The 12258-nt window shown below is 60.3% G+C and carries 13 protein-coding genes and 1 tRNA gene; 10 read left to right on the forward strand and 4 right to left on the reverse strand.

Annotated elements, in window-relative coordinates; translation table 11 throughout:
- The first annotated feature begins 159 nt into the window (after positions 1 to 159).
- On the forward strand, positions 160 to 606 hold the full coding sequence (locus tag ACESK5_RS08530) for a hypothetical protein (RefSeq protein WP_372911135.1): 447 nt from the start codon (positions 160 to 162) through the stop codon (positions 604 to 606).
- 500 nt (positions 607 to 1106) lie between these two features.
- Here the strand turns inward: ACESK5_RS08530 and ACESK5_RS08535 are convergent, their stop codons facing one another.
- Entirely contained in the window at positions 1107 to 2915 is a 1809-nt protein-coding gene (locus tag ACESK5_RS08535) for a methyl-accepting chemotaxis protein (protein ID WP_372911136.1), read from the reverse strand.
- A 938-nt stretch (positions 2916 to 3853) separates the two neighbouring features.
- Between ACESK5_RS08535 and ACESK5_RS08540 the strand changes: the two genes are divergently transcribed.
- On the forward strand, positions 3854 to 4294 hold the full coding sequence (locus ACESK5_RS08540) for a hypothetical protein (protein ID WP_372911137.1): 441 nt from the start codon (positions 3854 to 3856) through the stop codon (positions 4292 to 4294).
- A 607-nt stretch (positions 4295 to 4901) separates the two neighbouring features.
- On the opposite strand, the gene ACESK5_RS08545 is transcribed toward ACESK5_RS08540, so the two are convergent.
- Positions 4902 to 5423, reverse strand: coding sequence for a hypothetical protein (locus ACESK5_RS08545; protein ID WP_372911138.1), 522 nt, complete (start codon positions 5421 to 5423; stop codon positions 4902 to 4904).
- Positions 5413 to 6027 (reverse strand): helix-turn-helix domain-containing protein, encoded by a 615-nt coding sequence (locus tag ACESK5_RS08550; protein WP_136590921.1) that lies wholly within the window; start codon positions 6025 to 6027, stop codon positions 5413 to 5415. Before ACESK5_RS08550 ends, ACESK5_RS08545 begins: the two co-directional genes overlap by 11 nt.
- A gap of 395 nt (positions 6028 to 6422) precedes the next feature.
- Between ACESK5_RS08550 and ACESK5_RS08555 the strand changes: the two genes are divergently transcribed.
- The 8 genes from ACESK5_RS08555 (at position 6423) to ACESK5_RS08590 (ending at position 11355) form a co-directional block, all read left to right on the forward strand.
- Positions 6423 to 6953 carry an ArsR family transcriptional regulator gene (locus ACESK5_RS08555; RefSeq protein ID WP_372911139.1) on the forward strand — a complete coding sequence of 177 codons (531 nt, stop codon included), beginning with the start codon at positions 6423 to 6425 and terminating at the stop codon, positions 6951 to 6953.
- A 2-nt stretch (positions 6954 to 6955) separates the two neighbouring features.
- Positions 6956 to 7393: a hypothetical protein gene (locus ACESK5_RS08560; RefSeq protein WP_372911140.1), complete on the forward strand. Its 438-nt coding sequence runs from the start codon at positions 6956 to 6958 to the stop codon at positions 7391 to 7393.
- Between the two features lie 377 nt (positions 7394 to 7770).
- Positions 7771 to 8127 carry a DUF6516 family protein gene (locus tag ACESK5_RS08565; protein ID WP_372911141.1) on the forward strand — a complete coding sequence of 119 codons (357 nt, stop codon included), beginning with the start codon at positions 7771 to 7773 and terminating at the stop codon, positions 8125 to 8127.
- Complete coding sequence (locus ACESK5_RS08570; protein WP_372911142.1) at positions 8120 to 8524, forward strand: hypothetical protein; 405 nt, start codon at positions 8120 to 8122, stop codon at positions 8522 to 8524. Before ACESK5_RS08565 ends, ACESK5_RS08570 begins: the two co-directional genes overlap by 8 nt.
- 331 nt (positions 8525 to 8855) lie before the next feature.
- Positions 8856 to 9869 carry a tyrosine-type recombinase/integrase gene (locus ACESK5_RS08575; protein ID WP_372911143.1) on the forward strand — a complete coding sequence of 338 codons (1014 nt, stop codon included), beginning with the start codon at positions 8856 to 8858 and terminating at the stop codon, positions 9867 to 9869.
- 129 nt (positions 9870 to 9998) lie between these two features.
- Positions 9999 to 10319: a winged-helix domain-containing protein gene (locus tag ACESK5_RS08580; protein WP_372911144.1), complete on the forward strand. Its 321-nt coding sequence runs from the start codon at positions 9999 to 10001 to the stop codon at positions 10317 to 10319.
- 6 nt (positions 10320 to 10325) lie between these two features.
- Entirely contained in the window at positions 10326 to 10574 is a 249-nt protein-coding gene (locus tag ACESK5_RS08585; protein ID WP_372911145.1) for a type II toxin-antitoxin system RelE/ParE family toxin, read from the forward strand.
- A 250-nt stretch (positions 10575 to 10824) separates the two neighbouring features.
- Complete coding sequence (locus ACESK5_RS08590; protein ID WP_372911146.1) at positions 10825 to 11355, forward strand: ArsR family transcriptional regulator; 531 nt, start codon at positions 10825 to 10827, stop codon at positions 11353 to 11355.
- 670 nt (positions 11356 to 12025) lie between these two features.
- Here ACESK5_RS08590 and ACESK5_RS08595 read toward each other — a convergent pair.
- A tRNA-Arg gene (locus tag ACESK5_RS08595) sits at positions 12026 to 12098 on the reverse strand.
- Positions 12099 to 12258 lie beyond the last annotated feature (160 nt).

Consider the following 12258-nt stretch of genomic DNA (forward strand, 5'->3'; position numbering starts at 1 on the left):
ACGCGGCGACGGCAGTCGGCGCGACGCTCGCGACCCGGTTCGGTTCGCTCGCCGGCCGGGACGAGCGCGTCGACACGTCGCTCCACACCGCCCTGTGGGCGCTCGCGCTCACCATGGCGCTGGCGCTCCTGGCCGCGGCACTCGCGTGACCCCAGAGACATGATCCACAACATACTCACCATGCTGTTCACCGACAACTCGACCCCAGACTACGACCGCCTCGTGACCATGCTCCGCGACCGATTCGGCGACGACCTCCGCTGGGTGGCGTCGTTCGAGTCCGAGCGGTACGACTACACCGTCCACCACATCCGGCCGGACCTGAAGACCGAACTGTCGAGCCACGAGTTCGACGTCCTCGTCCACCGCTCCATCGCGCTGTTCCGCCGGCCGTACATCGAGGAGGTCTACACCCACCTCGGCTCCGCCCGGACGCTCGTCGTCGAACACGACCGGGCGACGGCCGTCCACATCTACCTCTCGGAGACCGAGGGCGTCATCATCAAAATCGCCGCCGGCAACGACGTCTCGCTCCCGAGTTTCCCCGACGACTGTCTCGCCGCGCTGTTCCCCGAGGAGGACGAACAGACCGAGACGGCCCCGTGACGGTCGGCATCTGTTCGACCGTCGCACCGCACTCCGCCGCGCTCACCCGATAGCTGACCCCGCCGCGGCGACGCCGCCGAGACTGCTCTCTCTCTCCGACCGCCGCCTCACGAGCGACGTCCGACGACACCGACCGCCCCTGTGAGTCCGACGACGCCGACAGCCACTCGTCCGACCCGCACCCCGTCCGTCACACTGGTGTCGTCTCGTCGTCCCCGCGCCGGGCGACAGAGAGACGTTCTCGCCCGAGCGCCGGATGGCCATCGCCGCGTACGACTAGACTGTTCTCGAAGCCAGCGACACCGACGGCGGTGAGAATCGAACGACGACGCCGGGGCTGGTGTGTCGAGTGACGTCGACGGCTTCGACGACGTCGACGACCAGTGCGGCGCTGACGACGCCGACGAGTCGAGCGACCCTGACGACCCGGCCGGACACGGGTAACGCGGACGTCGTCGCACGCCGTGTCGGAGAAGAGTGGGTTCGCGCCGCCGTTCGGCTCAGTTCCCAGTCGGCTCGCAGGTGAACGCGTCGAGCTGGTTCTGCAGGTCCCCGGTCTGGCTGGTGAGGTCGTCGAGCTGTGACCGGACGTCGGAGATGGTCGACGCCCTGGTCTCGGCGCGGTCCGCGAGCGACTCGCTCTGCTCGGCGACCGACCGTGCCTGGTCGGCGACCCGCGTGATGGCGTCGACGACCTCCTCGGTCGTCCGCGCCCCGTCGTCCGTCGCGGCGGCGACTTCCGTCACAGACACGTCGACGCCCTCGACGGTCGTGCTCAGGTCGGTGAACGCCGCTCCGGCGTCGGCCGTGGTCTCCTTGCCGGTCTCGATCTGCGCCTTGGTCTGCTCCATCTCGCGCTGGACGCGTTTGACGTCCTCGATGGTGTCGCCGATGGTGAGACTGATGGCCGCCGAGTGGTCCTGGGTCTCGTCGGCGAGCGACTTCACCTCGTCGGCGACGACGGCGAACCCCTCACTGTCGTTGACCGCCCGCGCCGCCTCGATGTTGGCGTTGAGCGCGAGCGTGTTCGTCTGTTCGGCGATGGACTCGATGAGGTCGGTGCTCTCGGACACCTCGTCCATCCGGGTGTCGAGCGAGTCGACCAGCGCGGCGAGTTCGCCGACGCTCCGTTCGATGTGCTCGATGGCCTCGACCGCCGCCTCGGCGGTGTCGGTTCCCGCGTCGGCGGCGTCCGCGGCCGTGCCGGCCTCGTTCGACACCTGGTCGGCGTTGGCGGCGATCTCCTCGATGGTCGCCGAGAGGTTGCTCAGTTCGCCGGTCGTGGACTCGAGGTTGCTCGCCTGGTTCCTGACGTCGGTCGCGAACGCACGGACGTCGGACGCGAGTTGCTGCTGTGCCTGTTCGAGCGTCTCGGCGTCGTCGTGAACCGACCGCGTCGTCCGTTCGACGCTGGTCGCGAACTCCCGGAGGTCGACGATGGTCGCGGAGAGTTCCCGCTTCATCGCCACGAACGCGTCGCTGATAGCCGCGATGGCCTCGATGTCAGTCTGCCGCGGCGGTTCGGCCGTGAAGTCGCCCTTCGAGACGGCCTCCATCGCCGTGGCGAGTTCGTCGGCTTGCACGACCAGTTGCCTGTTCAGTTCTTCGACCTCCGCCTTCGCCTCCTCGCTGTCCTTGACGTTCTGTATCTGCTGTCTCGTCTCCTCCCGAGAGCGCTCGATGGAGAGCCAGTTCGACACCAGCGCCGCACAGAGGCCGAGGAGGAAGACGGCGTGGACGAAGCCCCACCCCATCGGGTTCGCGACGGCGGCGGGGTGGTTGTACACGGCCTCCGGGTTCGTCATCCCGAAGAGACTGTGCTCGATGGCGACGAACGCGATGCCGACGGCGAACGGCAGGTAATCCTCGTAGCTGGCGATGACGCCCGCGACGACGAAGAAGTGGAAGTGTGCCTCGATGAACCCCCCGGAGAAGTAGACGAGGACGGCCGAACTCGTCATCAGCCCCACCGCGGCGACGGCCGCACGGACCCGTCGAGGCAGTCCGGGCCACCACGCGACTCCCGCGAGCGCGGCGACGATTCCGACGCCGCCGACGGCGTGTTCGAGTGGGACGGCCGTGAACTCGGCTCCGGTGACGTACGGGTCGGTGCCGGTGAACGTCCCGAGCGCGAAGAGGAACGGCACGTGCGCCAGGAGGAGTAAGAGGATGTTGCGGTGGCGCTTCTCCCACGCTTCCTGTGGTAGCGACTCTCCCCGTGGGACGTACTTGACGACGTCCGCGAGAGTGTGCCGCAAACTCCGGTCGTCTTCCGTTCGACCCAGAGCGTCCGGTGTACTCGTTGCCATACGGTTCGTATCTTCTATCAACATGAAAGCGGTTACGTCCCCCGTATCAGCTACGATAACGCCGAATAAAGACGATTTTACCGACACACCGCTCACCGACTGTCGCCTCGGAGCCGTCTCTCTCGGATACTGTTCTCATACTCGGGAACTGGCATCCACCGTTCGTACGGTACGTTCTCCGAAGACGAGACACGAACTTCGCTGGGGGAATACCTCAGAGGCGTATTCACTTCACTAGCGGATGCTGCTCGCAGCGACGCCGCGTTTCCCGTATTGCCGCAGTGGACGCTGTCGGGAGCGAACCGTGTGGTGTCGTGAGACTCGAACCGCCCTGACGTCGTCGCCCGTGACTGTGACGGTGCTGGGTCCCGTTCGGTTCCGTCATCGCTGTCGAACTCGCCGGGGGCCGAACGGTCCGACGCGAGGGGGGAGACGGTTTGCCGACGGCCGTCTCGACGTGGACGTCTCCTCCGGCCGCCTCGACGACTCCGGCACGCCTGGAGGGCGAACCCACCAGAACGGGTTGCCTGACCCCGCTGGTTACTACACCGCCACCCTACGTCGATTATAGGCGAACGCAGGACGGCGGCGACCCCGTGATGCGACTGGTTCAAATCAACTGTCGAACGCGAGAGACGATGGATAAACACCCTCTCGCTGTCGTGTAAAAGCCAACGGTGAAACACGAGAACGGACCCGACGCGGATTCGATACGAGTCGAGACAAATCTCGTTCACACCTAAACTCCACAAAACGGACCCGACGGGATTCCCACGAGCGAAGCGAGTGGGAAGTCGTCGAGGGAGTGAGCGAAGCGAACGGACCCGACGGGAATCCGTCATACCGTATGACGAAGCTGAATTAATCGCCGCGCTGTCCGGCGATTACGAATCCAGAGTTAGGTCGTGGTTGACTCCGATTTGCATCGACTCAGAGCCATGGCACTCGAACCACTCCGACCCGACGAAGCCGTCGAACTGTACCTCGAAGACCGCAAGAGCGAACTAGCGAAGGCAACCCAGTACGCCCACTCGTCTCGGCTCGGCCATTTCATTCGCTGGTGTGACGAACAGGAAGTCGACAATCTGAACGAGCTGACCGGACGGACGCTGCACCGGTACCGTCTCTGGAGACGGGCAGACGGCGACCTCGCACCTCCTTCTGAGAAATCGCAGATGGACACCTTACGAGTGTTCATCCGCTGGTGTGGGACCATCGATGCTGTCCCGACTGACCTCTGGTCGAAAGTCGTCTCGCCGAGTTTGGCCAACGGGGAGAACTCTCGTGATGTGATGTTGGACACGGAGGTCGCTGACGGAATTCTTGAGTATCTCTCTACGTACGAATATGCCTCTGAACGCCACGTTACTTTCTCTTGATTTGGCACGCTCTGCTCAGGAGAGGGGCGATTCGCGCGTTGGATGTAGACGACTACGACCCGCAGGAGATGTCGCTGGATGTCCGGCACCGCCCAGAGATGGAGACTCCAATCAAGAACAAATTCAATGGTGAACGTTTCATTGCGCTTTCAGCGGAGACGTGTTCGGTGTTGGACGCGTGGCTTGCCGACCGGCGACCTGACACAGTCGACGAGTATGGTCGTACCCCCTTGCTTTCTACTGCGCAGGGCCGAGCGCATCTCACCACGATACAGGCCTACGTGTACTCGATAACGCGCCCTTGCGTGTTCACGGACTGCCCCCACGATCGAGACGTGTCCGAGTGTAGGGCAGCAAGTGACCGAAGTCAAGCGTTCGGATGCCCATCCTCAGTGTCACCGCACGCCGTTCGTCGCGGGGCCATCACCCACTGGCTGAATTCCGATGTTCCCGAACCGGTCGTCAGCGCGAGAGCGAATGTCTCGACAGCGGTTCTGGACGAACACTACGACCGCCGCACCGAGCGTGACAAGATGGAACAACGGAGACGATACTTGAATCAGGTGTAACCCTTCGTCTCGGGATGCACCGTTCGTTAGGATGGTGTTCAAATGACGTGAACATCACCGTCGCCGTCGACGATGTCGTCGCGTCGTAACGCGAGTACTGACTCGTCGTACCCTTGTTGTTCGACCGCTCGTTCGATTGCCGCCGCAGCGATTCGGTCGTCGGTAAGAATAGCCACCCGTGGGTTCCCCTCACGCAACAATTCGATTGCCAGCCCCGCGAACACCGTATCGGCTTTCTCGACCCGATGTTCTTCCTTCCCCGTCTGACGCGCAATCTCACGGCGAACGAAATCCATCGCTGCGACTGCATCGGGGTCCGTCGGGGATGGCGGATCGATGAGTTCTGCCCACCCGTCGTCTACTGCCCTTTCCACCCGGTCGGCGATATGCATCGTACTCAGTTCCTGTTTGACTCGCTGTGGAACCAGTAGCGTGAGTTGTCTACGCTCAGCAAACTCTCGAAGCTTCTGGAACTTCGGATGGTTTACCCCACCGACAGCGACGAACAGGTTCGTATCGACGAGGATGGCGTCCTCGGGACCGAGTTCGTCACTCTCCATCGAAGACTAATGCGTCCGGATCGCACGAGATTAGCTGTTCGAAGTACGGGTCGTGTTCTCGGCCTGCCTTGAGAACCGGGCGGAGCGCGTAGATGATGGCCATCCCCTCAGCAGGCTGGACACCCATCTCCGTCGCGGCCATTCGCTGCGTGAGTTCCCCCGCGTAGTACTTCCCTGCCGTTTGGACCGCAGCTGTGAGTTTACTCACTCCATGCCGGTTGTGGAAGTACGCGGCATCGTCGTCGAATTCCGTGAGGGCCACGGCGTGAATCAGCGTCGGCGTGATTGAGACGTCACGCCCGTCGACGAACGCGAACGGAGTCGCTGTAAGTTGATACGGGCGCGTCGATTCGTCGCGGTCGACGACACCCAGCCGTTCCAGTCGTTCGACATCGTCGTACGCAGTTGCACGAGCGACCTCTAGTTCGTTGATGAGTTCCTGAATCGTCGTCGGGCCGTAGTAGCAGAGGTACACGTACTCGCGGGCGAGACGAGGAGTCTGGAGCAATGTCGTGGCCGCGAGCAAGCCGTTGAGGTCATCCAGTGACCGCGGACTGGTTTCCTCGGTTGGGGGCGTGCCACCGTGGTCGGTGAGTGTGGGCATACTTGTGATACGAAATCTATGTATTTTAGATTTTTGCCGTCTCAGAATGCAAATTCGTCTTGGATATGTCTGAGTGCAAGGCCGCAACCGACCGCAGTCAGTCGTTCGCGTGTCCGTCGTCAGTGTCGCCACACGCCGTTCGTCGAGGTGCAATCACGCATTGGTTGAATTCGGACGTGCCAGAGCCGGTCGTCAGTGCGAGAGCGAACGTCTCGACAGCAGTCTTGGACGAACACTACGACCGCCGAACCGAACGCGAGAAGATGGAACAGCGGCGAACGTATCTCGACGACGTCTAACCAGTCGTCGTCTCTCTTGGATTCATTCTAACCGACTACTGCTCATATCTGTGAACGAGCGTTAATTATATTCATCACTATCTCGTGTTACTGTGTATGAAGACCTCTGACGACGAACGTGGTCCGCCCCCCTCGGATTTCTCGGAAGACTTCGGTGAACGACTCGATACTGCTCCGGCGGACGAACGAGTGTACCGAACCGCACTCGAACTCAACACCCCAACTCGTGTCGTGGAGGTTGCGGAGCGAGCAGATTGTTCGAAGAACTCGGCCCGGCGGCACCTGCGACGGCTTGTCGACATCGGCGTGTTGACGCGGGTGACGGAAAACCCAGAGACGTTCGAGCGGAACGAGTCGTACTTCGAGTGGCGACGCCTCAATCGACTCTCGAAACTGGACGACGACGAATATCGAGACCGACTCGGTGAACTGCTCTCTGAAGATGAAGCGTATCGGGAGACGTACGACGTCGAGACGCCGGACGACATCGACCCGCTGGAGTACGGAGAGTACGGCGACGCCGAAACGGTCTGGCTAGACCTGAACAACTGGGCTGCGATTCGGAGAGAGATTCGTGACCTCCGACGCTCCCGACGGGATAGCCCCGTCGACGAAGGAGTCGCCTGACGGTGAACGGCCAGCACGACCGAACACCGAATCGGGCGCTCCTCCGCGAACTCGCGTCGTTACTGACATCCGAGTCGTGGGTTGAGAACACGACGGTGTTCCCAGCGAACCGTCCTGACTCGCTCATCATCTCCCTCGAACGGCAGTACTACCCTCGCAAGTACGTCTCGGAAGCATACATCGAGGTGCAGTCGTACACGAACGGGGACTTCCACATCTCGTACGTCGAAGACCAGCACGGTGAGACGTGGCTGTGCCGATGGGACAGACACGACAGTGAGGACTACACTCGGGACCACTTTCACGCACCGCCGGGGGCCCGGCACGAGGACGGTGAGAACCGGGAGTACCCAACTGGGCTGTGGGCGGTGATTTCTCCAGTGGTTACACCGTGGGTGTACGAGCGAATGGGAGCGGTCTGGGACGAGTTCGACTCCTGAACGAATCAGCAGTCCCGTGAAGTGCGTTTGTGAGCTATTCTCCGAAACGCGTACAGGGAGGATACCGTGACGAACACAGAGTGAATTCGTCATTCGCACGGCTCGTTTCCGTATCAGGCAGCAAATTGAGCCGGTTTTACTTCCCTCAGTAGGAGAGTTCGTCATATCTCATGACGAATTCACGGTATCGTCTGATTCGATTCCGCCGCTTTCTTGCGATTAGAAGCTACGGACCCGACGGGATTCGGGACGGGTCGAGACCGTATTGAGTACACCCTTCCGCACTCTTGCGTTTTTTACAACTGGCTTCCTACCTCGTTCGTTGGTCCTCTAACCAACAACGCTAAACCGTTGGCTACACAACCAACACGTGACGGATGGAACCAACGGCTGACGAACTCGATGGGTACAGTAATGCCACGGTGTACGAGGACGGCACTGTGGTCCGCGTGTCCGTTCGTCGGACCGAGGACGAGGCGTACCCATCGGGATGGCGGTACACGTTTCACTACGGCGCACTGGTTCCCGGTCCAGATACGCTCGAAGACGGGACGATCCGCCGCTACGACAACGCCCACGAGGACACGAAAGGCCACGAACTCCACGCCGCTCCCGACCCGGAACCGGAATTCATCGAGTTCCTCGGAGTGGAGGAACTTTACGAGCGGTTCTGGAACGAGATTCCGAAACCACGGTTCGGTCCATCCGACGACACTGGTGATACCCATGACTGACAACACGAACGTACTGCTGGTCACGGTCGATAGCGAGACGAACCCCTACGAGGAGGGGCTGGAAGCGATCCAACAGCTCACGGCTGACGAGAGCATCGACCAGCCAGCAACCGTTCGATTTCCGAACGAATCCCAACTGACCGAGGTGTTCAACGAGCGCACCTACACGCTCCTGCGTGTGATCAGAGACGAGGCTCCGGAGAGCATCCGCGAAACTGCGCGGTTGGTCGGCCGAGACAAGAAGAACGTCCATCAAGAACTGACGACGCTGGAGGCGCTGGGGGTGATTCGCTTCGAGGATGTAGGACGGGCGAAGAAACCGTTGTTCCCGTACGACGAACTGATCGTGACACCGCTCGCTCGCGGTTCCGGTGACGGTGCGGCGGCAGCACCGTAACACTGCATCGAATCCTCGGTGTGGAACACGCTCGCCGTATCGTGGTGACCCCGACGGTGTTCGGATCTGAGTGCATTACTACCTACCTTGACCACGTCTCTCACGACAGGACCGCGTGGGCGTATTGAGTCCGGTACGAAACGAGACGGACTCTCAGATAGTTCGTAATCTAAGGGATATAACCCGACGTTGTCGGGCGATTAGACCAGCCACGGACCCGACGGGAATCCGTCATAGTGTATGACGAAGCTGAATTAATCGCCGCGCTGTCCGGCGATTAGGATTTCAGATTCGGATCGTGGCTCATCCCGGTTTGCACCGACACAGAGCCATGGCACTCGAACCACTCCGACCCGACGAAGCCGTTGAACTGTACCTCGAAGACCGCAAAAGCGAACTCGCGAAGGCAACCCAGTACGCCCACTCGTCTCGGCTCGGCCATTTCATTCGCTGGTGTGACGAACAGGAAGTCAACAATCTGAACGAGCTGACCGGACGGACGCTGCACCGGTACCGTCTCTGGAGACGGGCCGATGGCGACCTCGCACCTCCTTCTGAAAAATCACAGATGGACACCCTGCGAGTATTCATCCGCTGGTGCGGAACCATCGACGCTGTGCCCACAGACTTGTGGTCGAAGGTCGTCTCACCGAGTCTGGCCGATGGTGAGAATTCTCGGGACGTAATGTTAGACTCGGAAGTCGCTGATGAGATCTTGGACTACCTCTCTACGTACGAGTACGCGTCCGAACGCCACGTTACTTTCCTCCTCATATGGCACGCTCTGCTCAGGAGAGGCGCGATTCACGCACTGGACGTTGGTGACTACGATTCACAGGAGATGTCGCTGGACGTTCGCCACCGCCCGGAGACGGGGACGCCAATCAAAAACAAATTCAACGGTGAACGGTTCATCGCGCTTTCGGCGGAGACGTGTTCGGTGCTGGACGCATGGCTTGCAGACCGGCATCCTGACTCCGTTGACGAATTCGATCGGAACCCCCTCGTTTCCACTGCCCAAGGCCGAGCGCATCTCACCACGATTCAGAGCTATGTGTACTCGATGACGCGGCCATGTGGATTCACGGGCGACTGCCCGCACGACTGTGATCTTTCTGCATGTGAGGCAGCAATCGACCGGAGCCAAGCGTTCGCGTGTCCGTCGTCAGTGTCACCGCACGCAGTTCGTCGTGGTGCAATCACGCACTGGTTGAACTCGGACATACCCGAACCGGTCGTCAGCGCACGAGCGAACGTCTCCATGGCGGTTCTGGACGAACACTACGACCGCCGAACCGAGCGGGAGAAGATGGAACAACGGCGGAGGTATCTCGACCAGATCTGAACGCACCGAACGCTCCGAATACGTCTCTTACTCAGTCTCGACCAAAGTACCACGGTCGGAAAATAACTCACGCCCTCGCCGGTTGGCACGAACCAAACGGTTATACCGCTAGCCGTTTGAATACGATACATGAGCCAAGGGCGAGACGAATCGGGACGGTTCGAGGAGACCGTTACTGAGCAAGAGATCCTCAAAGTCTTCGACTACGAAGACGACCCAGTTCTCACAGCTCCCGAAGTCGCCGAGGGATTGCGAAGGTTCGGAAAACAGATCACCTCCGAGGGTATCCGTAGTCGGCTCGAACAGATGGCTGACAAAGAGTTAGTGAGCAGGAAGAAACTCGGTGCGAGAGCGGTCGGTTGGTGGGCAGAAGTGGCACCGGAACTCGATGCTGAAACCGCTGATCGAGTTGATGCCCGGAAAGAGTCTGACGAGTGGGAAGCACTGTAATCCGCAATGGCGACGGTTCTGTTGCATCCCGACGTCGAGAAGAAGCTGCAATCGCTCCCGAACGACATCGAAGACCGGATTCGGTCGAAGCTGAAGGACGCAGGGACGAATCCCGGTCGTCACCTGAAGCCGTTGAAAGGTCGAGACGAGTACTCGCTCCGGATTGGAAAACGCCGCGCGATCATCGACTGGGACAAGGAACGAGACGAACTCCGGGTGCTGGAGATCGATACCAGAGATACCGTGTATCAGTAGGGTCTGTCGATCGAAACTGGTCGCATTCGGATGCTCGTGAGCAATTGTACGTGCGAGAACGAGTGTTTCAACCGCAGTCTTAGACGAACACGACGACCGGTGGATGGAGCGCGAGAAGATGGAACAGCGTCGGACGTACGTTGACGACTTCTAACTAGTCGTCGTCTCTCTTGGTTTCATCCTGATCGACCAATGCTCATATATGCGAACGAACGTTAACTATATTGATCGGCACCTCGTGTTACTGTGTATGAACGCCTCCGACAATGAACGTGGCCCACCTTCCTCGGACTTCTCGGAAAACCTCAGTGACCGACTCGACAACGCTCCGGCAGACGAACGCGTGTACAGGACCGCGCTCGAACTCTACACGCCAACTCGTGTTGTGGAGGTTGCAGAGCGAGCAGACTGCTCGAAGAACTCGGCCCGGCGACATCTGCGACGACTCGCAGATATCGGCGTGTTGACGCGGGTGACAGACAATCCCGAGACATTCGAGCGGAACGAGTCGTACTTCGAGTGGCGGCGACTCAATCGACTCTCGGAACTGGACGACGATGAATACCGAAACCGACTCGGTGAACTGCTCTCCGAAGACGAAGCGTATCGGGAGACGTACGACGTCGAGACCCCAGGTGAGATCGATCCGCTGGAGTATGGTGAGTACGGCGACGCCGAAACGGTGTGGCTAGACCTGAACAACTGGGCCGCGATCCGCAGAGAGATTCGTGATCTCCGACGCTCTCGGCAGGACAATCCGGTCGACGAAGGAGTCGCCTGACGGTGAACGGCCAGCACGACCGAACACCGAACCGGGCGCTCCTCCGCGAACTCGCGTCGTTGCTAACGTCCGAATCGTGGGTCGAGAACACGACAGTGTTTCCGGCGAACCGACCCGACTCGATCGCCGTCTCCCTCGAACGGCAGTGCTACCCTCGAAAGTACGTCTCGGAAGCGTACATCGAGGTGCAGTCGTACACGAACGGCGACTTCCACATCTCGTACGTCGAAGACCATCACGGTGAGAGGTGGCTGTGTCGATGGGACAGACACGACAGTGAGGACTACACGCGGGACCACTTTCACGCACCGCCAGGGGCCCGACATGAAGACGGTGAGAATCGGGAGTATCCGGCTTCGTTGTGGACGGTGATCTCTCAAGTGGTTGCACCGTGGGTGTACGAGCGAATGGGAGCGGTCTGAGACGAGTTCGACTCCTGAGCGGATCAGCAGTCTCGTGAAATGCGTTCGTGAGATATTCTTCGAAACGCGTACACGGAGGAGACCGTGACGAACACGGAGTGAATTCGTCATTCGCGGGGCTCGCTTCTGTATTCGGCGGCAAATTGGACCGGTTTTACGTCCCTCAGCAGGAGAGTTCGTCATATCTCATGACGAATCCGAATTAAAATCTCGAGTCAATTCCGCCGCATTCCTGCGATTAGAAGCCACGGACCCGACGGGATTTGAACCCGCGACATCTTGGTCCGGAACCAAGCACTCTGTCCACTGAGCTACGGGCCCTCACCGGGTCGTAACCCGCAGCCACGTATAACGGTTGTCATCTCACACCTGCGCTCCGCCATCCGAGCGGGGCCGCCTCGCTCCCGACGCGAATCTATATCTCCTGACACTCTGATAACACGCGGTAGTGTGTGACGACATACCGTTCCACACGTCTGGT

Origin of the sequence: Salinigranum sp., from assembly GCF_041641895.1 — an archaeon.
GTDB lineage: Archaea > Halobacteriota > Halobacteria > Halobacteriales > Haloferacaceae > Salinigranum.

What these genes read in the sequence shown, in the direction of transcription:
- ACESK5_RS08555 (WP_372911139.1), top strand. Translation starts at nt 6,423, where the DNA reads ATGAAGACCTCTGACGACGAACGTGGTCCGCCCCCCTCGGATTTCTCG.
- ACESK5_RS08530 (WP_372911135.1), top strand. Translation starts at nt 160, where the DNA reads ATGATCCACAACATACTCACCATGCTGTTCACCGACAACTCGACCCCA.
- ACESK5_RS08575 (WP_372911143.1), top strand. Translation starts at nt 8,856, where the DNA reads ATGGCACTCGAACCACTCCGACCCGACGAAGCCGTTGAACTGTACCTC.
- ACESK5_RS08550 (WP_136590921.1), bottom strand. Translation starts at nt 6,027, where the DNA reads ATGCCCACACTCACCGACCACGGTGGCACGCCCCCAACCGAGGAAACC.
- ACESK5_RS08590 (WP_372911146.1), top strand. Translation starts at nt 10,825, where the DNA reads ATGAACGCCTCCGACAATGAACGTGGCCCACCTTCCTCGGACTTCTCG.
- ACESK5_RS08535 (WP_372911136.1), bottom strand. Translation starts at nt 2,915, where the DNA reads ATGGCAACGAGTACACCGGACGCTCTGGGTCGAACGGAAGACGACCGG.
- ACESK5_RS08540 (WP_372911137.1), top strand. Translation starts at nt 3,854, where the DNA reads ATGGCACTCGAACCACTCCGACCCGACGAAGCCGTCGAACTGTACCTC.
- ACESK5_RS08570 (WP_372911142.1), top strand. Translation starts at nt 8,120, where the DNA reads ATGACTGACAACACGAACGTACTGCTGGTCACGGTCGATAGCGAGACG.
- ACESK5_RS08585 (WP_372911145.1), top strand. Translation starts at nt 10,326, where the DNA reads ATGGCGACGGTTCTGTTGCATCCCGACGTCGAGAAGAAGCTGCAATCG.
- ACESK5_RS08545 (WP_372911138.1), bottom strand. Translation starts at nt 5,423, where the DNA reads ATGGAGAGTGACGAACTCGGTCCCGAGGACGCCATCCTCGTCGATACG.
- ACESK5_RS08565 (WP_372911141.1), top strand. Translation starts at nt 7,771, where the DNA reads ATGGAACCAACGGCTGACGAACTCGATGGGTACAGTAATGCCACGGTG.
- ACESK5_RS08580 (WP_372911144.1), top strand. Translation starts at nt 9,999, where the DNA reads ATGAGCCAAGGGCGAGACGAATCGGGACGGTTCGAGGAGACCGTTACT.